This is a genomic window from bacterium (genome assembly GCA_018812485.1).
Lineage (GTDB): Bacteria > JAHJDO01 > JAHJDO01 > JAHJDO01 > JAHJDO01 > JAHJDO01.
On record JAHJDO010000140.1, the window covers coordinates 33,840 to 54,142 of the forward strand.

Annotated in this window: 17 protein-coding genes and 2 tRNA genes; 18 read left to right on the top strand and 1 reads right to left on the bottom strand. The window is 35.3% G+C overall.

Annotated features, from left to right (window positions below):
- The first annotated feature begins 1 nt into the window (after window position 1).
- The 11 genes from KKC91_12240 (at window position 2) to ahcY (ending at window position 8,708) form a co-directional block, all read left to right on the top strand.
- The gene (locus KKC91_12240; GenBank protein ID MBU0479318.1) at window positions 2-682 is read left to right on the top strand and encodes a hypothetical protein; all 681 of its coding nucleotides are present in this window, start codon (window positions 2-4) and stop codon (window positions 680-682) included.
- 177 nt (window positions 683-859) lie between these two features.
- A tRNA-Ala gene (locus KKC91_12245) sits at window positions 860-932 on the top strand.
- A gap of 30 nt (window positions 933-962) precedes the next feature.
- Window positions 963-1,319, top strand: coding sequence for a ribosome-associated translation inhibitor RaiA (gene raiA, locus KKC91_12250; protein ID MBU0479319.1), 357 nt, complete (start codon window positions 963-965; stop codon window positions 1,317-1,319).
- A gap of 16 nt (window positions 1,320-1,335) precedes the next feature.
- Window positions 1,336-1,803, top strand: coding sequence for a PTS sugar transporter subunit IIA (locus tag KKC91_12255; protein ID MBU0479320.1), 468 nt, complete (start codon window positions 1,336-1,338; stop codon window positions 1,801-1,803).
- A gap of 7 nt (window positions 1,804-1,810) precedes the next feature.
- Window positions 1,811-2,362, top strand: coding sequence for a hypothetical protein (locus tag KKC91_12260; protein ID MBU0479321.1), 552 nt, complete (start codon window positions 1,811-1,813; stop codon window positions 2,360-2,362).
- A gap of 23 nt (window positions 2,363-2,385) precedes the next feature.
- Window positions 2,386-3,147 carry a triose-phosphate isomerase gene (gene tpiA, locus KKC91_12265; GenBank protein ID MBU0479322.1) on the top strand — a complete coding sequence of 254 codons (762 nt, stop codon included), beginning with the start codon at window positions 2,386-2,388 and terminating at the stop codon, window positions 3,145-3,147.
- 1 nt (window position 3,148) lies between these two features.
- A complete protein-coding gene (locus KKC91_12270) occupies window positions 3,149-3,412 on the top strand; it encodes an HPr family phosphocarrier protein (protein MBU0479323.1) in 264 nt (87 codons plus the stop codon).
- 6 nt (window positions 3,413-3,418) lie between these two features.
- The gene (gene ptsP / locus KKC91_12275) at window positions 3,419-5,167 is read left to right on the top strand and encodes a phosphoenolpyruvate--protein phosphotransferase (GenBank protein MBU0479324.1); all 1,749 of its coding nucleotides are present in this window, start codon (window positions 3,419-3,421) and stop codon (window positions 5,165-5,167) included.
- A gap of 25 nt (window positions 5,168-5,192) precedes the next feature.
- Window positions 5,193-6,248 (top strand): bifunctional phosphoglucose/phosphomannose isomerase, encoded by a 1,056-nt coding sequence (locus KKC91_12280; GenBank protein ID MBU0479325.1) that lies wholly within the window; start codon window positions 5,193-5,195, stop codon window positions 6,246-6,248.
- Window positions 6,249-6,264: 16 nt separating this feature from the next.
- Entirely contained in the window at window positions 6,265-7,428 is a 1,164-nt protein-coding gene (gene metK, locus KKC91_12285; protein MBU0479326.1) for a methionine adenosyltransferase, read from the top strand.
- Window positions 7,429-7,451: 23 nt separating this feature from the next.
- Window positions 7,452-8,708 (top strand): adenosylhomocysteinase, encoded by a 1,257-nt coding sequence (ahcY, locus tag KKC91_12290; protein ID MBU0479327.1) that lies wholly within the window; start codon window positions 7,452-7,454, stop codon window positions 8,706-8,708.
- Between the two features lie 2 nt (window positions 8,709-8,710).
- On the opposite strand, the gene KKC91_12295 is transcribed toward ahcY, so the two are convergent.
- Window positions 8,711-11,794: an ATP-dependent helicase gene (locus KKC91_12295; GenBank protein ID MBU0479328.1), complete on the bottom strand. Its 3,084-nt coding sequence runs from the start codon at window positions 11,792-11,794 to the stop codon at window positions 8,711-8,713.
- Between the two features lie 205 nt (window positions 11,795-11,999).
- Between KKC91_12295 and KKC91_12300 the strand changes: the two genes are divergently transcribed.
- The 7 genes from KKC91_12300 to KKC91_12330 all read left to right on the top strand — a co-directional run.
- On the top strand, window positions 12,000-13,946 hold the full coding sequence (locus tag KKC91_12300; protein MBU0479329.1) for a site-specific DNA-methyltransferase: 1,947 nt from the start codon (window positions 12,000-12,002) through the stop codon (window positions 13,944-13,946).
- A 1-nt stretch (window position 13,947) separates the two neighbouring features.
- The gene (locus tag KKC91_12305; GenBank protein MBU0479330.1) at window positions 13,948-16,731 is read left to right on the top strand and encodes a DEAD/DEAH box helicase family protein; all 2,784 of its coding nucleotides are present in this window, start codon (window positions 13,948-13,950) and stop codon (window positions 16,729-16,731) included.
- A gap of 120 nt (window positions 16,732-16,851) precedes the next feature.
- Entirely contained in the window at window positions 16,852-17,937 is a 1,086-nt protein-coding gene (gene rodA / locus KKC91_12310; GenBank protein ID MBU0479331.1) for a rod shape-determining protein RodA, read from the top strand.
- Window positions 17,938-17,939: 2 nt separating this feature from the next.
- Complete coding sequence (acpS, locus tag KKC91_12315; GenBank protein MBU0479332.1) at window positions 17,940-18,317, top strand: holo-ACP synthase; 378 nt, start codon at window positions 17,940-17,942, stop codon at window positions 18,315-18,317.
- Window positions 18,310-19,878, top strand: coding sequence for an apolipoprotein N-acyltransferase (lnt, locus tag KKC91_12320; protein ID MBU0479333.1), 1,569 nt, complete (start codon window positions 18,310-18,312; stop codon window positions 19,876-19,878). The genes acpS and lnt overlap by 8 nt, the downstream gene beginning before the upstream one ends.
- A tRNA-Thr gene (locus KKC91_12325) sits at window positions 19,869-19,941 on the top strand. The genes lnt and KKC91_12325 overlap by 10 nt, the downstream gene beginning before the upstream one ends.
- An 80-nt stretch (window positions 19,942-20,021) precedes the next feature.
- On the top strand, window positions 20,022-20,303 hold a 282-nt coding region (locus KKC91_12330), incomplete at its 3' end, for a 50S ribosome-binding GTPase (protein ID MBU0479334.1).

Genomic DNA, 20,303 nt, shown 5'->3' on the forward strand with positions numbered 1-20,303 from the left:
TATGAAAACGTTAATTTATGTTCCAATTATACATATGAGTGCGGACTTAGGCAGTATTGCTAAGCAGGTAAATAAAAGAGGTATTGCAGATTTTGGAGAGGAATTCTGGAAGAAACACAGAGAGACTGTGTCCGGCTTCTGGGATTCAATTGTTAAATACTTCGCTAATTTAGAGGTTAAGGGTTTTAATATATACCAGGATGGCTTGGTAGCTGACGGAGAAGTTGGCCAAAAAATAGTAGAAGAAGGGGTTAAGTCTGGCAGTAAAAATTATGAAGTTATTGATGATTTATTAAAAAAAGGTGCAGTTTTGGTTCAAACGGAGAATTTCCCTCTGGTTAAAAAAGAAAGAGATCGTATTGTTGAAATTACCCAGGCTAAGACGATGACAATGAAGTTAATTGCTTATTTAATGTATAAGTTAACTAAAGATAGGCTTTTAAAGAAAAGAGATAATTATATAACCAAGAGGATAGATGAAACCTTAGAACATAGTGGGGGAAAAGGCATTCTCTTTTTAGGTGCATACCACAACATAATACCTGAACTCGCCAAAAAAATTCAGATAATTGAGGTAAAGGAAGCAAAAAAAGTAAGGGATTATCAAAGATTGCTTCTTTCATTCAGAAAAAATAAAGAAGAATTTGAAGAGTTAGCAAGGTATTTAATCTCACCAATATAAAAGAAGAACCCTTTACTGCTTTTTTCTCTTTCATAGTTAATCCCATAGACCATCTCCTGTTTTAATCTTTTCCCCGCCTTTATATCAGGAAGATAGTCTATAACCTAAATTTTTGTGTAGATTTTTACGTGAGGCAATGATACAATTCCCTGTTAACTAAAATCCGTGATACTATAAGGGGCTGTGGCGCAGTTGGGAGCGCGTCTGACTGGCAGTCAGAAGGTCAGGAGTTCAAGTCTCCTCAGCTCCACAAACTTATTATAACTTTATGGGAGAATATATGGCAAAACACAAAGTTTTTAAAATACATGATAAATTACATGTTACTATAACAAGTAAACAAATAGAATTAACATCTAACCTTAGGGATTATATTCAGCAGAAAACTTCAAAATTAACAAAATACTTCTCTCATATATCTGACATACATATTATTATAAGTGAAGAAAAATATGGACACGTTATAGAAGTTAATGCATTAACTAATGGAATAACAATGCCGGGCAGAGCAGAGCATACAGATGTTCATACAGCATTTGATAAAGCACTTGCTAAGGTCGAAAACCAAATCAGAAGATATAAGGACAAAATCGTAACTCATACATCTAAGCAAGAAAAGACAGAGAGTAATTCCTGATAAAAAAGGATATAAGGTGAGACTTACTGATTTTATTAATGAAGATGCAGTTTGTATAGATTTAAAATCAAATGATAAAACAGCTGTGCTTTATGAGCTGGTTGATATTCTCCTGAAATCTGGAGGAATTAAAAATGGTAATAGAGAAAAATTGTTTAACATTCTATGTGAGAGAGAGAAACTCGGCAGCACAGGAATTGCTACCGGAGCGGCTATCCCGCATGGAAAATCTGATTTGGTAAAAAGCATAACCATTGCTATTGGTATTTCTCCTAATGGAGTTGATTTTGATTCTATTGACGGGCAAAAGACATGTATATTCGCTCTTTTAATTGCGCCTCCTAGCTCTGCAGCTCCTCATTTAAGAGCACTGGCCAGAATAGCCCATCTTTTTAAAAATAAGACTTTCAGGCATGTTTTGATAAATGCTAAATCTCCAGAAGACGTAATAAGACTAATTGCAACAGAAGAGAAAACTCTTTGAGGGTCCAATGATAAAAACAGCAGTTAAGACAGAAAAAAGAACAATGACTCATGGAGTTTTATTGGATGTGCATGGATCTGGTGTGCTAATTACAGGTAAAAGCGGTGTGGGAAAAAGTGAAGCAGCACTTGATCTGATTACAAGAGGACAGCGGTTGGTTGCAGATGACGTTGTTAATATTAAATTAGTCGCAGAGAAATTTCTGATGGGCTCCGGGTCTGAACTCACTAAACATAAGATGGAGATCAGAGGTCTGGGCATTATAGACATTTGCGCTATCTTTGGAATAGGAAGCATAAGAAATCGTAAAAGGATAGAATTGGTGATAAAACTTGAACACTGGGACAGCAGTAAGGAATATGAAAGATTGGGGCTGGAAGAAAAAATACACTGTATATTGGGGATAGGCATTCCAATGATAATTATTCCTGTAAGGCCTGGACGTAATATTGCAACAATTATTGAAGTTGCTACGAAAAACCACAGATTAAGAAGAATGGGTGCTTTTGCAGCAAAAGAGCTGGATGAAGAATTAATTAATATGTCGAAAAACAAATAGTAAACTAAGAGAGGAAAAGGTATATGCGTAAGCCGTTAATAGCTGGGAATTGGAAAATGAATAAAACTGTGAGCGAAGCAGTAGATTTTGCAAATAACTTAAAGTCAGCATTAAGAGACCTGCAATATGTTGAAATTGTTATATGTCCTGCTTTCGTTGCTTTAAGTGAAGTTAGTAAAATACTGGAAGGAAGCAGCGCAAAGTTAGGTGCTCAGAATATGTATATGCAGGAGAATGGCGCATATACAGGAGAAATATCGCCTCTAATGTTAAAGGAACTGGGTTGCAGGTATGTTATAATAGGGCATTCTGAAAGGAGAGAATATTTTAAGGAAGATAATAAATTAATTAATGCTAAGATAAAGTTGGCCTTAAAATACCAATTGCGTCCAATTTTGTGCGTTGGCGAAACTCTCTCAGAATACCAAAACAATCAGACTATTGATATTGTAAAAACAGAAATTAGAGAGGGTTTAGCTGGTATAGATGAGGAGCAAATGAGTCAGGTAGCTATTGCATATGAGCCGATTTGGGCTATTGGAACAGGGAAAACCGCTACTCCAGATGATGCTAATAGAGTTCATAAGATCATAAGAAAGATTATATCAGAGATGTTTGATGCTAAAACTGGCGAAAAAACGAGAATACAGTATGGCGGCAGTGTAAAACCAGATAATATAGGCGCTTTGATGGAAAAATCCGACATAGACGGGGCTTTAGTAGGTGGAGCAAGTTTGTCTGTGGAATCATTTATAAGAATAGTCAATTATGATAAAAAAGACTGATATAAAAAAAACAGTTGTTATAGAAAACACGCTTGGTTTACATGCAAGACCAGCCGCCTTATTTGTTCAACTTGCTAATAAATTTCAATCGGAGATTTTTGTAGAGAAAAAAGAGCAAAAAGTAAATGGTAAAAGCATCATGGGAATAATGACATTGGCTGCTGGCAAAGGGCAAAAAATAACTATAACAGCAGACGGAAATGATGCTGAAAAAGCTGTAAAGGCCTTAGAAAAATTACTTAAAGATAAATTTGGAGAGGAGTAAACTAGATTGTTGAATGGAATTCCTGTATCACCCGGCATAGTAATTGGTAAAGCTCTGTTATTGGACAGTCGAATATCTGCTGTGCCTAAGTATAAGATTAACAAGAATAGAATAGCAAAAGAAATAATCCGCTTTACAAGAGCGCTTAGCAAAGCTAAAAGGGAGCTTACAGAGATTCAGAGAAAGTTCGTTGCCAAGGTTGGAGAAACGCACGCTGCTATCTTTGATGCGCATCTGTTAATTCTAGAGGATTCATCACTAATAGAAAAAACCATAGAACAAGTAAGAAATGAACAGTTTAATGTGGAGTTTGTGTTTTCAAAGGTACTGGAGAAGGTAATTAAAAAGTTTTCTGATATTAATGATGAATACATGGGGGAACGTGTAGCTGATATAAACGACGTTGGCAGACGTGTTCTCAAAAATCTTTTAGTCAGGAAGCATATGGATTTGTCTAATTTAAAAGAAAGGGTTGTGCTCGTAAGCCATGATCTTTCTCCATCAGACACTGCCCAAATGAATAAGAATAAAGTCATAGGCTTTGCGACTGAAATAGGCGGGCGAACTTCGCATACAGCAATCATGGCAAGAACGTTAGAAATCCCTGCTGTTGTAGGAGTAGAAAGCATTACTCAAAAAGTGATTACAGGGGACACTATTATTATAGATGGGGTTAAGGGAATAGTAATAGTAAATCCTTCTCCGTTTATTCTTGAGAAATATTTGAAGAAGCGGGCAGAAATTAAGTCATTAGGAAGAAAGCTCTCAAGACTTAGATACGTACGCGCAGATACGCTTGATGGGCAGAAAATTTTGCTGGCGGCAAATATAGAATCACGAGACGAAGTCCATTCAATAATAACACATGGCGCAAACGGGATAGGACTTTATAGAACAGAATTTCTCTACTTAAAGAGAAATTCTATGCCTAGCGAAGAAGAGCAGTTTAACGCTTATAGGTATGTTGCTCAAAAAATTAATCCGCAGAATGTGGTTATAAGAACTCTTGATCTGGGAGGAGATAAGTTTATATCAGAGTTAGGAATGCCAAAAGAAATGAATCCCCTTTTAGGTTTGAGGGCTATTAGATTTTGTTTGAAAAGGCCGGATATATTCAAGCCTCAGTTACGGGCTATTCTAAGAGCAAGCCATTACGGTAATGTGTCAATGATGTTCCCTATGATATCAGGATTGTCAGAACTAAGAGAGGCAAAAGTGCTTGTTGAGGGGGTAAAAAAGGAACTGGATAGGGAAAATCTTCCTTATGATAGGAATCTTAAGGTTGGCGCTATGATAGAGGTGCCTTCTGCGGCATTAATAGCTGATATATTGGCGAAGGAAGCAGATTTTTTTAGCATAGGAACTAATGACTTAATTCAGTATTCTTTTGCGCTAGACAGAGTTAACGAAAAAATCTCCTATCTCTATAGACCTAATCATCCGGCAGTTTATCGTTTGATCAAGATGATTATAGACGCTGCGAATAAGGCTGATATTCCTGTCACTATATGTGGAGAGATGGCAGGAGTGCCAGCATCTGTATTGGCCTTATTGGGATTGGGATTGTTTCGTTTCAGTATGGCCTCTGTAATAATTCCCGAAATTAAAAAACTTGTTCGCCATGTGAACACTAACGATGCAAAAAAAGTTGCTAAACATGTTCTCGAATTATCAACAGGCAAGGAAGCAGACAGGTATCTGAGATCCAAGGTTAAAAAGATTATCTCAAGGGCTGAAATTGAGATATATGGCTAAATACTGATGAAAGGAGGAAATGTTCATGGATGTTTTGGATAACTTAGAGTCGATAAAGAAAATAGATGTATCTAATATGTTTGATTTGATATTGAATTTTGACTCTCAGTGCGAGGAGGCTGTTTCTGCTGCCCGGTCTTGCGATATTCCTCGGGAATATTCACAGGTTGAGAAAATTATAGTCATAGGTATGGGTGGTTCAGCAATTGGAGGAGATATTTTATCAAAACTTCTCATAGATGAAATAAAAATTCCAGTATTTGTTAATCGCAATTATCATCTGCCTAATTTTGCAGATAAAAAAACTCTTGTATTTGCTACAAGTTATTCAGGTAATACTGAAGAGACACTTTCTTCTTACAATGATGCGAAGGGACGTGGTTGCAGAATAATTTGTGTAACAAGCGGGGGAAGACTGGCTGAGAATGCAGAGTCTGACAGTCTTCCACTCATAAAAATACCCGGTGGTCAACCTCCGAGAAGTGCGTTAGGATACATTTTTCTACCTGTGTTAATAGTTATGCAAAATCTAGGACTTACCACTAAGATGGAAGATATAAGTGAAGCTATAAGTATTTTAAAGAGGTTTAAAACTGTGTGGGGAAATAAATTCTCTGATTCAAATCCGGCAAAAAAACTCGCAAAGACATTATACAATAAATTTCCTCTGATCTATTCTGTGGATGGCTGTCTTGGGCCAGTAGCCCTAAGATGGAAAACACAGCTGAATGAAAACAGTAAAATTCTGGCATACAATAATGTTTTCCCTGAGCTGGATCATAATGAAATAGTTGGCTGGGAAGGGCTGGATAATCTAACCAAGAGTATGTCAGTCATAATACTCAGAGATAAAGGTGATTTTGAGAGAAATTCAAAGCGTATTGTTATAACAAGTTCAATCATAAAAGACAAACCAAGTGAAATTACTGAAGTCTGGACAGAGGGTAATTCTGTATTAGCCAGAATGTTCTCACTTATTTATCTTGGAGATTTTGTGAGTTTTTATCTTGCAATATTGTATGGAGTTGATCCAACACCTGTTGAGAGGATAGAGATATTAAAGAAAAAACTAGTGGAATAGCAAAAGGAGAAATCAGATGGTAACAAAGAATAACAACAACTATTTATTTACATCAGAGTCTGTAACTGAAGGACACCCTGATAAGATGGCGGACCAAATATCTGACAGTGTTTTAGATGTTATTATGGAGAATGACCCAAATGGAAGAGTTGCATGTGAGACACTTGTAACCACAGGCATCGTATATATTGCCGGAGAGATTACAACTTCGTGCTATGTGGATATTCCTACAATTGCAAGAAAGACTATTAGAGAGATTGGCTATACTAATGCTTCTTATGGATTTGATTACGAAACATGCGGGGTTCTTACTGCTATACAATCTCAGTCTCCAGACATTGCTCTTGGTGTTGATCCAGGTGGTGCAGGAGACCAGGGTATGATGTTTGGTTATGCGACTGAGGAGACAAAGGAACTTATGCCCTTGCCAATCATGCTTGCTCATAAACTTTGCAGAAGACTGGCTAAGATAAGAAAAGAAAAAGTATTAGATTACTTAAGGCCTGATGGAAAGTCGCAGGTAACAGCTGAATATGCAGATGGAAAACCATGCCGTATAGAAGCAATAGTAGTCTCAGCACAACATGACGGCGATATTGATATGAACATCTTAAAGGATGATATAAAAGAACATGTGATAAGACCTGTCATTCCTTCTAATCTGATGGATAGCAAAACCAAGATTTTTATAAATCCAACGGGTCGCTTTGAGATAGGTGGACCACATGGAGATACTGGTTTGACAGGGAGAAAGATCATAGTTGATACATACGGCGGTGTAGGCAGTCACGGCGGAGGCTGCTTTTCTGGTAAAGATTGCACCAAAGTTGATCGGTCTGCATCTTATTTTGCCCGCTATCTTGCAAAGAATATAGTAGCAGCTGGTTTAACGTCTGAATGTGAGATTCAGCTGGCATACGCAATTGGGGTACCTGAACCAGTTTCAGTTATGGTAAATACATTCAATAAAGGCAAGATAGCCAAAGATAAAATTAAAAAGCTTCTTATTGATAATTTTGATATGAGCCCGAAAGGAATAATTAATCATCTAAAACTTCGCAGGCCAATCTATAGAAAAACTGCCTGCTATGGTCATTTTGGTAGAGAAGAAAATACCTTTACATGGGAAAAGACAGATAAAGCAGATTTTCTTAGAAAAAAAGCTGGACTGTACTCGTAATTAATATATAGGAGGATGTTGTTTTGAAATACGATATAAAAGACATCAAGCTGGCTAAAGAGGGTAAATTGCGCATACAATGGGCAGAAAAAAGCATGCCTGTTCTTAGATCAATCCAGTCGCGTTTTATCAAGGAAAAGCCCCTAGCGGGAATTAGGTTAGGAGCATGTCTGCACGTTACAACAGAGACAGCTAATTTGGCAATAGCTCTAAAAGCCGGTGGCGCAGAAGTAAGGTTATGCGCTTCAAATCCTCTAAGTACTCAGGATGATGTTGCTGCTTCTCTTGTAGCAGATTATGGAATATCCGTTTTCGCTATATGTGGAGAGAATAACAAAACTTATTATAGCCATATTAGCAGTGCATTAGAAAATAAACCTAATATTACCATGGACGACGGCGCAGATTTAGTTTCCACAATTCACAATAATAAGAGAGAGCTTATAAAAGATATTCTTGGCGGAACAGAGGAGACGACAACAGGTGTTATTCGATTGAGAAGTCTGGAAAGACAGAAAAAACTTGCGTTTCCGATCATAGCTGTTAATGACGCCGACACAAAACATTTCTTTGACAACAGATATGGTACCGGGCAAAGCACAGTCGACGGCATTATTAGGGCAACGAACATGTTGTTTGCTGGTTCCACTGTTGTGGTATCTGGATATGGCTGGTGCGGACGGGGCTTTGCGAGCAGGGCTAAAGGCATGGGTGCAAACGTTATTATAACAGAAGTAGACCCTCTGCGCGCATTAGAAGCAGCCATGGATGGATTTTCTGTTATGCCCATGGAGAAAGCTTCTTATATTGGCGATGCCTTTGTAACTTTAACAGGGGACATACATGTTTTAGCAGCCAGGCACTTTAAGAATATGAAGGATGGCGCTATCATTGCAAATTCAGGACACTTTGACGTAGAGATTGATGTGCCGGCTCTTGAAAAACTGAGTAAAAGCAAAAAAAGAGCAAGAGAATTTGTTGATGAATATACTCTGCAAAACGGCAGGAGAATATGTCTTTTGGGAGAAGGCCGTTTGATTAATCTTGCATCCGCTGAGGGACATCCTGCAATGGTGATGGATATGAGCTTTGCCAATCAGTCCTTATCAGCTGAGTATATTGCGAAGAATTACAAAAAACTAGAGAACAAAGTATATAGAGTCCCTGAAGATATAGATAAAAATATTTCCCGACTCAAACTTGAGTCAATGGGTATTAAAATAGACACCTTAACTCCCGAACAGAAAAAATATCTCAGTTCATGGGAAATGGGGACGTAGCTTTACACCTCCCAGCATACATCTTTAAAATTGCAGTTTTCGCATTTTGTTTTATCGTATTCTGGTAATTTCTCAAATTCAAGATTGTGAATTTGTTGCCATACATCAATAATGAGCTTCTTCATATCTTCTGCCATTTTATCAGTTATTGTAAGCTCGAGTGTTTTATATTCACCTTCTTCTATATCGTATTTTTTTACTGTTCTTTTTGAGGGCTCAATAAATTCAAGTTTGCATGATGCAACTTTATAAGGCTCGGGCTGATTTTCCAGTATTAGCTTATATGCTATTAGCTGGTGAAGGTATTCGTCGCAGTCTTTATTAAGAGGGTCATTGTTGTCTGTAATACTTTTTATATGTCTATATGCATCTCCTGTTTTGTAATCAATAACGCACACATTTCTATTGCTTCCAACGGTATCTATTCTGTCAAACCTCCCTGAAAAAGGGATATTCTCATTTATAAATATTCCAAGGCTTTTCTCTATGAATAAAACGCACGCAGGGCTTTCAGCCTTCTTCTGATACCAGTTTCTGAGCTCCTCAACTTTCCCAAGGCAGCCTTGTTCTATCCTTTGTCCCGGGGACATATTTTTCAGACAGGTCTTAAAAACATTCTCAAAAAAACTAAATCCGGGGAGACTTCGTCTCGAGAGACTTTGTCTCTTTTTATATACTTCATAGGTTTTGCTCAATGCTTTGTGTACACATGTCCCAAATAGCAGGCTTTCAGTTAATTCACTTGGAATCATTAACAGGTTATTGTAGAGAAAATATCTCTTGCATTTTACATAGTTATTTACATTTGTTGGATTTAGGGTTATGGATTTTACGTAGTCTTTGAGAATTTCCTCTGTTTGCAAAAAGGGCGGACGTTCCTTAACTGTATCTATAGAAAATCTAAGAACATCTTCTTCAGGTATAAGGCATGTTTGAGGCTCAATATCCATGTTTTTAAGGAACATGCTGGGAATGTCTTTTTCCAGAGGGGCAGCAGTAAAAAATAGATTCGCTTTAGCTCTTGTACACGCTACATAGAATAGTCTTATTTCATCGTATACATGGAGTTTCTTCATCGCTTCCAAGGAACATACACTTTCAGGTATTTGAAGAATAGTTTGCGGAATAGGTATTAGGTCTGTAATTAGTTTTTTAGGCCATTTTTTATCATGAATACAAAAAGGAATAAAAACAGTATGAAATTCAGTTCCTTTCCCACTGTGAGCTGTTAATACCCTGACCCCTTTTTGATGAGAACTTGCAAGTATACCTTGAATTCCTATGCCGTAAGATTGCTGTAAATTGATATTTTCCACTAAATCAGTAATCGTTATTGTAGGATTAGTAGTTACCTGTTCCTTTACGTACTCAATAAAAGAAGAGATTGCTCTTAAATCTCTTACTTTTAATATCTGGTCTGTTTCGTATTGCGCTAATATAAACTCCAGCATTCCGGAATCCTTTATATACTGAAGTATTAGCTGATGAACCGGACGCGTGCTGGAATCCTTAATAAGTCTTTGAACTGCCCATGAGAATTTATGTAACTTTAGAGGTTTTTTAAGAGCAAGCCGTTTTGCCATTTCAAGCTGATGCGTTTCGTGCGATGTTATTTCTTCAAGAAGAGTAATTGGTTTATTCTCATTAATATTTTTCCTCTTTTTTAAGCTTACATAACTCAGCAATGCCGTCATATCACTTATGTCTATTCCAAAATAATCTGAAGCAAGTAATTCGAATATATACCTATCTGCATGCTCAGGATTATGTGAATTTACTGCAAGGTTTAGAGCTGAAAGCAGCTGCCTGACGCGCAGATGGGAGCTTATATCCTCTTTGCCATCTGTTACATATGGAATTCCTGTTTGCAGGAATGCATCAATAATAGGCAATATGTCTTTTCTTGTTCTAAGGAGTATAGCTATATCGCTGTATGGATCATCACCGGGTATAAGCTTCTCTCTAACAAGCCGTTTAATTTCCTCTACAATAAAAGATATCTCTTCTCTAATGGAACCAAACCTCAGGGACTTTATTATTTTATGTTCAAAATTCTTATGTGGGACTAAAAATTTCTGTGATATTCTCTTATGCGAAGGGATTCCTTCTATGAGTTTTCTCGATATATTGAGTATTTCAGGAGTTGAGCGGTAGTTTTCTGTAAGAATCATTTGTGTGAGATTCTTAAATCTGTCTTTTATTGTCTTAAAATTTGCAATAGATGCGCCTTGAAATCTGTATATTGACTGGTCATCATCTCCAACCACGCATAGATTAGTTTTCTTGGGATTAATAAGACTTAGAAGCAGTTTGATCTGAGCTTTGTTTGTATCCTGAAACTCGTCCACCATAATATAGCTAAATTTTTCCCTGTACTTTTTGCCAAGATTCTTGTCATGATTCAGAATATGAGTTGCCATTATTATCATATCATCAAAATCATATCTTCCCCGCTCATCAAGAATATGCTTTCCTCCTGAATCCTTGAGTTCTTCATACATTCGGTAGACCTTCCCAAACTGGTGAAGTTTCGGGATATGTTTTTCCTGAATAATCTCTCCATCACTAGAGATATTACTCAGACATTGGGAAAAATCCGAAGGTGTGATACCTTCCCTTTTTAAGATATTTATGTTTTTAACAATCTCCTTTTCATAATGATAAGGCGCTCTGAAGGGTCTTATTTCTGAGATGTTATCTAAATTGTCCAGAATGTATCTTATAAGTTTGATTCTCTCTGTATCGTGCAGTTCTATTTTTTCTCCAAAGGCTTCAGATACTTCCTCTGATTCAGTAATGATAGAATTTGCAAGACTGTGATATGTCTCAACTTCTACAAAGTAACCATCCATTCCAATAATTTCAACAATCCTTTCCCTGATAGTTCCGCTAGCAGCATTGGTAAAGCTCAGGATAAGGATATTTGACGGAGAAACATTGTGATTTTTTAGTATATTTGCTGTTCTTACAGAAAGCACCTGAGTTTTCCCGGTGCCCGGTCCGGCCAGTACAACAACATGTTCTTCAATATTATCAACAACTGCTTTTTGTTTATCATTTAGCTGGTTATAATAGTTGCTGTACATGATTTAATATATTAGCATAAAACTAAGGCGCAATAAAGAAAGTCAGTTTATATCTGTCATTGCGAAGGATAAATCCTGAAGCAATCTCATCTTTTTGAATTTTTATATTGTAGGGGCGGGGCTTGCCTCCGCCCTTTTTTCTTTATGGTTTTGGGAGTTTGGGGTATAATAAGAAATTGTAGGATTTCAGAAGGAGAATAGTTAAATGAACAATCAAGCTTTTAAAAATAATTTATACAGACTGTTAAAAAAAGATTCTCGACTTTGGGATGATGAAAAAAAGGAACTCAACGAAACTCTTTTGAAAGATTTGATTGATAAGTTGGATGAAAAACTTATTGAATTACTGCTTAGCGATAAAGAAACAAAAGGAAAATTCTTCATCAAAATCAAAGATGTTTTTGTTTTGAAGCAAAATGATTTGAAATTTTTTATTGATGAAAACAAGCTGGACAATTCTTATACGCAATACCAAAATAAAATTGGGCTACGGGTTGGGAATAAACTATTAAGCGAGCGGGACGAGGTTGTTTTGAATTGGCCTTTTAAGGATTGTGTTTTGGAAGGCGGGATGACGAAAGAGGATCAAAAAAGAAATGAAATCTTTTTTAATGAGGTTTTGGCCAAAGATGAAATTGACCGGCTTTATGATTCCAAAGCGCTGGTTAATTGGAAAAGATATACCGCTAAAGGCAAGAAAAAAGTAAAAGAACTGAAAAGAGATAAGGACGGGACTATTCGAGAAAACCTGATTATTAAAGGCAATAATTTGCTTGCCTTGCATAGCTTGAAAGAGCAGTTTGCCGGAAAAGTAAAGTTGATTTATATTGATCCGCCGTATAATACTTCTACTTCTGCAAATACTTTTGCATACAATAATACATTTAATCATTCTTCTTGGCTTGCTTTTATGAAAAATAGAATAGAGATAGCGAGAGAGTTATTAACAGATGATGGTTTGTTTGTTACAGCAATAGATCATTATGAAATGTTTTATTTGGGTGTTTTAGCAGATGAGATATTTGGACGTGATAACAGACTCGGAGTTATTGCCGCAGTTCATAATCCGGGTGGTCGTCAAGACGATAAATTTTTTCCAACAGCACATGAGAATATTTTGTTTTATGCAAAAAATATAAACAATGCAAATATATATACGTTGGGTTTATCTGAAGAGAAGTTAAAACAATTTAAACTTCAAGATAAATATGGAAAATATAAGTTGAGGGGCTTTAGAAGGAGTGGTAATAATTCTAACAGAGAAGATGGACAAGGACTTTATTATGCAATATATTTTAATCCCAAGAAAAATGATATTTCACTCGATAGAACAAATGGATTTGTAGAAATTTTGCCCATTGACGATAGAGGGGTGGAAAAATGTTGGAGATGGGGCAGAGACACATTTCTTAAAAAGATGGATAAATACATAGAAATTAAAAAAGTTGGGGATAAGTTTGATATATATGTAAAAGAAAGAGAATGTGACTACACGGGAGAAAAAGCAAAAACTATATGGACAAACACTAAATACACAGGTCAAACAGGCACTAATTCATTAAAAATATTATTTGGTAAAAAAATATTTACATATCCAAAATCACCTTACATGATGAAAGATATTTTAAAAATCACCACGAAAGAAAACGATATCATTTTAGATTATCATGCAGGTTCTGGAACAACAGCTCATGCAGTTTTAGAATTAAACAAAGAAGATGGAGGAAATCGAAAATTTATTTTAGTAGAACAGATGAACTATATCAATACTGTTACTTGTCCAAGGGTGCAAAAAGTAATGCAAAAAGAAAATATAGATGATTCTTTTCTTTATGTTGAATTGGCGAAATGGAATGAAGAAGCCAAAGAAAAAATATTAAAAGCGAAAAGTTTGGGTGAATTGGAAAAAATGTTTGACGAACTCTATGAGAGATATTTTCTTAATTACAATGTAGAAACTAAAAAATTTAAGGAAAAAATTCTCAAAGAAGAAGAATTTAAAAGGATTGGTTTAAATAAACAGAAAAAACTTTTTGTGGAGATGCTGGATATGAATCAAATGTATGTGAATTTCAGCGAGCGAGCGGACAAAAAGTATAAACTCTCGAAAGAAGACATTGCTTTAAGCGAAAAATTTTATAATTCCAAATAATATGTATGATTTAAGCAAAGATTTATCCGGCATGGTCAAAGAAAAAGCTTTTGACTATGGCATTAGCAAGCCGGAAATTCCTGTTTTTATTGCGGAAAATATTCGGCATAATTTGTGGAAGTGGCAAAAAGAAGCGCTGGAAAATTTTTTGACTCAAGAAAAGATCAAAGAAAAAGAAAATAATTTTGAGCCGACGCATTTAATGTTTAATATGGCGACTGGCACCGGCAAGACTATGCTGATGGCGGCTTTGATTTTGTATTATTACAAAAAGGGCTATAAGCATTTTATTTTCTTTGTTAATCAAAATAATATCGTTGATAAAACGGAAAATAATTTTATCAATAAAAATCATACAAAATATCTCTTTCGCCAAAACATTGTGATTGACGATAAAACTATCAACATTCGCAAAGTAGAAACTTTTGATGATACGGATGATATTCAAATTAAATTTACTTCAATTCATAAACTACACAATGCGGTTTATTTGACAAAAGAAAATTCAGTTACGCTTGAAAATTTACAAAAAAAGGATTTAGTAATGATCGGCGATGAAGCGCACCATCTCAACGCTTCAACAATAAAAAACGGACAAATAGAAATGGATCTGCCAACCGAATTAAAAGAAAACGCTAGCGGAAAAGATGTTGAAAAAAGTTGGGAAAACACAGTACGCAATAAAATTTTAAGAAAGGGCAAGGACAAACAAGAAACAGAAAACAAAAATGTTTTACTAGAATTTACCGCGACCATACCAAAAAATGCCGATGTTATAGAAAAATATCGCGCTAAAACTATTTATAAGTTTAAGCTGGCGGATTTTCTTAGGGCTGGCTATACCAAAGAAATAAACCTTGTTTCCACTTCGTTAAAAAAGAAAGAAAAAAATTTACTCGCTTTGCTTTTTAATTGGTATCGCCATCAAATCGCGCTTAAAAATAATATTGCCAATTTCAAGCCAGTAATACTTTTTAGAAGTAAATTTATTGAAGAATCAAAAGCGGATTACGAAAAATTTTTAACTATCATTGGCGATTTAAAATCGGCTGATTTTGATTTTCTAAAAAATATTGAAAGTAGCATAAAGCAAGATGATGCCAGTTCGACTAGGGTATATGAGCAAGGCAAAAGTCGAGTACGACAAATGTTGGGATTTATCAAAAAAGAAAAAATCAATATTCGGGAAATAGTGAACTATATCAAGGACGAATTCACTGAAAGAAATTGTATTATCACAAACTCGGAAGATAAAAAAGCAAAAGGGCAAAGAGGTGGCGAAAAGACAACAAATGAGCAAAATGATTTGTTAAATAATTTGGAAGATAAAAATAATCATATTCGTGCGATTTTTACCGTTAAACGATTAACGGAAGGATGGGATGTGTTAAATCTTTTTGACATTGTGAGGCTTTACAAAGGGCGTGATGAAGCGCATGACAAACAAAGCAAAAAAAGAAAAGCAGGTGAAGCGACTGTGCAGGAAATACAGCTAATCGGGCGAGGTGTGCGATATTTTCCTTTTGCCTATAACGAACATGAGAAAAATAAAAGAAAGTTCGATAATAATTTAGAAAATCCGCTTAGGGTATTGGAAGAATTTTATTATCACAGCGATGACGACAATCGTTATCTTGATGAATTAAAAAGAGAACTTAAAAAGAGAGGATTTATCCAAGATAATCGAGAGATAAAAAAATTTGCGTTGAAAGATAAATTTAAGAAAACTGATTTTTTCAAAGAAATAAAAGTCTGGAAAAACGAGCAAATAGACAACCCCGAAAAAAGAAAAAAGAATTTAAAAGATCTTAAAGAAGACCCTTTGTTTAATCCATTTAAGTATGAGATAAAAGAATTTGCAATAAAAGAACAGCAAGTTCTTTTAGATAAAGAAGAAGATGAGATTCTTTCGGAAAGCGTGAAAAAGGACAGTAAAATAATAAGCAAAAAATTCAAAGATTTTGAAAGGCATATCGTTGCAAAGGCAATTAATAAAAAAGCGACAAAAGACTTGTCTCTTTTGCGCTTTGATAATTTACAGAATGAATTGAGTATCAATAGCATTAACGAGCTTGCGGATAATTTTATTGGCAATTTTAAGATTAATATAATCACCTCAAAAAATAATTTTGATGATATTAGCAACGAAGAAAAACTGGATTTATTGTTGGAATTTTTTGATGAATTCACAAGAAAGCTTAAAGAAATTGCAAAACCTTACATTGGAACTAATTTTAAAGCATTAACCTTTGAACAGCTATTTGGCGAGCCAAAAGAAAAATATATAAATACGGAAAAATATGATAAAAATTATGAAAACGAAGTATTAAAAAATAAATGGTATGTTCTGGATGGCTTTGTCGGAACAAGTGAAGAAATTGGATTATTTGAATTTTTAAAAGATAGAATCGGTAATTTGGATGAAAAATATAATGAGGTTTATTTGCTCCGAAACGAAGAATTATATAAAATTTATGACTTTGAGCAAGGACGCGGGTTTGAGCCGGACTTTTTGCTATTTCTGAAAGGCAAAAAAGGCAATTTATATTATCAAATTTTTATTGAGCCAAAGGGCGGTCAATTTGCTGACAAAGAAGGCGAATTTAAAGAGAGTAAAGAAGGATGGAAAGAAGAATTTTTGCAACAGATTACTGATAAATATGGAAATGGGGATTTATTGAAAGCGGAAAATAAAGATTATAAATTGATCGGGTTGCCATTGTTTAATAAAAAAAATGAATATGATTTTGAAGAAGCTTTTAATAGGATGGTTTTGAAGAATTGAGAGAAGCTAAATGTCCAGCTCAAACCTTAATCACTGGATTCCCCGATTAAATCGCAGAATGACAGGCGAGATTGCCACGTCGCTATGCTTCTCGCAATGACGGACTTGGGTGAATAGTATATGATTGATAGAAGATTGCTGGAAAATTTTGACTTCATTTTGTTTTTTACAACGATTATATTATGTCTGGCGGGCATAATATTTATCAAAAGCGCTACCAGTGCACTGGAAATTGACTACGCAAAAAGGCAGCTTTTATACTTTTCTATTGGATTAGTCGGGCTGATAATTGCAGTAATGTTTAATTATTCTAAGATAGCTAAGCATACAATACTAATTTATGTGTTGTCTATTTTGTTATTAATGATGGTTTTTCTTATAGGCAAAGGCATAGGTGGGGCAAAAAGGTGGATCTCTCTTGGTATAGTAAGTTTTCAGCCGTCGGAATTATTTAAAATTACATCTATCTTAATGATAGCGTATTATTTGGATAAGACGGGTAAGGGAGTAAGTAGTTCTAAAAAATTAAGTTACGTTTTTTTAATTATGGTTTTACCAGTTTTACTTATTATTGTTCAACCGGATCTTGGTACCGCAATCTCTCTAATTTTTATTATCTTTGCTGTTGTATTCGTCTCGGAAGGAAGCATTCGGAATATGTTGATTGTAATTGGAATAAGTCTTGCTAGTTGTCCGTTTTTATGGAGATTTTTAAGAACATATCAGAAGAAAAGACTGCTGGTTTTCATGAATCCAGATGTAGATCCTTTAGGTGCTGGTTATGCTATAATTCAATCAAAGATAGCTGTTGGAGCCGGTGGATTATTTGGATATGGATGGAAAAGAGGTTACCAGACGCACCTTAACTTCATACCGGAACATCACACGGATTTTATCTTCTCAACAATAGCCGAGGAATGGGGATTTATAGGAGCATGCGCATTGTTGTTACTTTATGCTGTTCTCCTTTGGCGTATGTTTAGTATAGCAAGCCTGGTAAGAGATAAATTGGGCTTACTTATAATTGTTGGGGTAATTTCTCTTTTTGGGGTACAGGTTTTTATCAACATAGGAATGGCAATAGGGATAATGCCTATCACAGGGCTTACACTGCCGTTTTTGAGTTATGGAGGCTCATCCTTAATTGTAAATATGTGTTTAATAGGGTTAGTGCTTAATATAGGAATGAGGAGGTTTAGAATCTAAATATGAATGTTATAGGAGTTGGGGTAGATCTAGTTGAGGTAAATAGAATTGAAACCGCTATTAGAAGATTTGGAGATAGATTCCTGAAGAAAATATACACAGACATGGAAATAAAATACTGCAATACAGGAAAAGTAGCCTGCCAGCATTTTGCGGGGAAGTTTGCAGCAAAGGAAGCGGTATACAAAACATTAAATATTGATTGTGTTGTAAAATGGACAGAGATAGAAGTTAAAAATTTAGAACAAGGTCGTCCGTATGTAGTTCTTCATGGTAAAGTAAAGAAAATTGCTAAAGAAAAGAATATTTCAAGCATTTTGGTAAGCATTTCTCATATAAAGACTCGCGCAGTAGCTTCTGCAGTGGCTCTGAGTGTTTAAAATATCGGAATATAAAAATCTCTCCTTGTCTTTTATTTCAGGAATACTGCTTGCAATTTCCTTTCCCAAAATTGATTTTGAATATGGTGCATGGATAGCTCTAGTTCCACTATTCCTGATTTTAGTAAATGTTGATTCAAAAAAAGCTTTCACTTTCTCCTATGTAACAGGGGTAGTTTTTTTTGCATCCACAATTTATTGGATATCCTTTGTCAGCACATTAGGCACGGTGCTGCTTGTTTTATATCTTAGTCTTTACATAGCTGTATTTGGAGTTCTTACAAACTGTCTTTTTAGGAAGCTCAAATTTCCGCTAGCATTTATTGCTCCTCCTGTCTGGATATTGCTCGAATTCGCAAGAGCACATCTTCTCACAGGCTTTCCATGGGCATTATTAGGCTATTCTCAGTATAAACAGATTACACTTATTCAGAGTGCATCTTTTATTAGTGTTTATGGCATATCATGTTTGATTGTTTTAATTAATGCCTCAATTGCCGACGTATGGTTGTTTTTTAAGAATAGAAGGGGAGACTGGAGGTTCTTAATATGTCCAGTATTATCAGTTATTGCTGTTATCGTTTTTTTTATTTATGGCAATATCAGTATAAGGACAGAAAAGAGAGAAAGTGTTGAAGAGAGTATTAAGGTTGGAATTGTTCAGCCAAACATAATGCAAGAAGAAAAAGCAGAAGATAATTATAGCTCAAGAGAGAGAGTTCTAAATGTTCATCTAAATCTGAGTGAGAAACTTCTAAAATTTAAACCTGATATTATTATTTGGCCTGAAACTGCGCTAACATATGTAGATAAGTACGATGAGAAATTAATTACTAAACTCAAGAATTTTGCAAAGCATAATAATTTACATCTTCTAACAGGTGTTTGTTACAGGTCGCTCTCAACAAGTAAATTCTATAATAGTGTGTTTCTTTTTGCTCCGAATAGCGCAATAAGACAACGCTATGATAAAATACATCTCGTGCCGTTTGGTGAATATATTCCCATTAAGAACCTTTTCCCATTTTTGAGCAAAGTGGTTCCCATAGGGGATTTTGATCGTGGGAAAGAGTACACAGTGTTGAATTTTTACAGAAAAGGTAAACTAGATTCAGATCGAAAAATTAAGTTTGCTTGTACAATCTGTTTTGAAAATATATTTTCAGACTTTACTCGGCAATTTGTAAGAAATGGCGCACAGTTTCTGGTTAATGTTACAAATGACAGCTGGTTTGGTAACTCCAAAGCTCCATATCAGCATATGTCAATGTCTGTATTTAGAGCTGTAGAAAATCGTATACCAGTGATTTTCAATGCAAATACAGGTGTTTCTTGCTTTATTGATAAATACGGGAGAATAAGTAATAGAGTAAACAATAGCAAAGGCGATATCTTTATTGCAGGAACTGGTTTTGCTAATGTGTCTTTTAATAATAAGAAAACTTTTTATACAAAGTATGGAAATCTATTCGTGATATTTAACATAATTTGGCTGATAATATTGACAGGTATTTATATATTTGTTAGAATCGCCCCTCATCCTAGTCTTTTGCCCACATAGCTCAGTTGGCAGAGCACATGCATGGTAAGCATGAGGTCATCGGTTCAATTCCGATTGTGGGCTCTGTCAAAAAAAGGACTTGCAAGAGAAAAAGGATATGATATAATCCGTGGACTTATTTAAAAGCAGGAGGAAATAGAGAGATGGCGAAGGAGAAGTTTGAGAGAACGAAGCCGCATATAAATGTAGGGACAATAGGGCATGTAGATCACGGGAAGACAACATTAACATCAGCAATAACAAAGATATTAAGCAAGAAGGGATTAGCAACAGCAAAGGAATTCGATGAGATAGATAATGCGCCTGAGGAGCAAGAGAGAGGAGTAACGATAAATGTACATCATGCAGAATATGAGACAGAGAATAGGCACTATGCGCATGTAGATTGTCCAGGGCATGCAGATTATATAAAGAATATGATAACA

Coding starts and splice junctions, on each gene's coding strand:
- KKC91_12260 (MBU0479321.1), top strand. CDS start 1,811: ATGATAAAAACAGCAGTTAAGACAGAAAAAAGAACAATGACTCATGGA.
- acpS (MBU0479332.1), top strand. CDS start 17,940: ATGAATGTTATAGGAGTTGGGGTAGATCTAGTTGAGGTAAATAGAATT.
- tpiA (MBU0479322.1), top strand. CDS start 2,386: ATGCGTAAGCCGTTAATAGCTGGGAATTGGAAAATGAATAAAACTGTG.
- KKC91_12305 (MBU0479330.1), top strand. CDS start 13,948: ATGTATGATTTAAGCAAAGATTTATCCGGCATGGTCAAAGAAAAAGCT.
- KKC91_12300 (MBU0479329.1), top strand. CDS start 12,000: ATGAACAATCAAGCTTTTAAAAATAATTTATACAGACTGTTAAAAAAA.
- metK (MBU0479326.1), top strand. CDS start 6,265: ATGGTAACAAAGAATAACAACAACTATTTATTTACATCAGAGTCTGTA.
- raiA (MBU0479319.1), top strand. CDS start 963: ATGGCAAAACACAAAGTTTTTAAAATACATGATAAATTACATGTTACT.
- KKC91_12295 (MBU0479328.1), bottom strand. CDS start 11,794: ATGTACAGCAACTATTATAACCAGCTAAATGATAAACAAAAAGCAGTT.
- rodA (MBU0479331.1), top strand. CDS start 16,852: ATGATTGATAGAAGATTGCTGGAAAATTTTGACTTCATTTTGTTTTTT.
- KKC91_12280 (MBU0479325.1), top strand. CDS start 5,193: ATGGATGTTTTGGATAACTTAGAGTCGATAAAGAAAATAGATGTATCT.
- KKC91_12240 (MBU0479318.1), top strand. CDS start 2: ATGAAAACGTTAATTTATGTTCCAATTATACATATGAGTGCGGACTTA.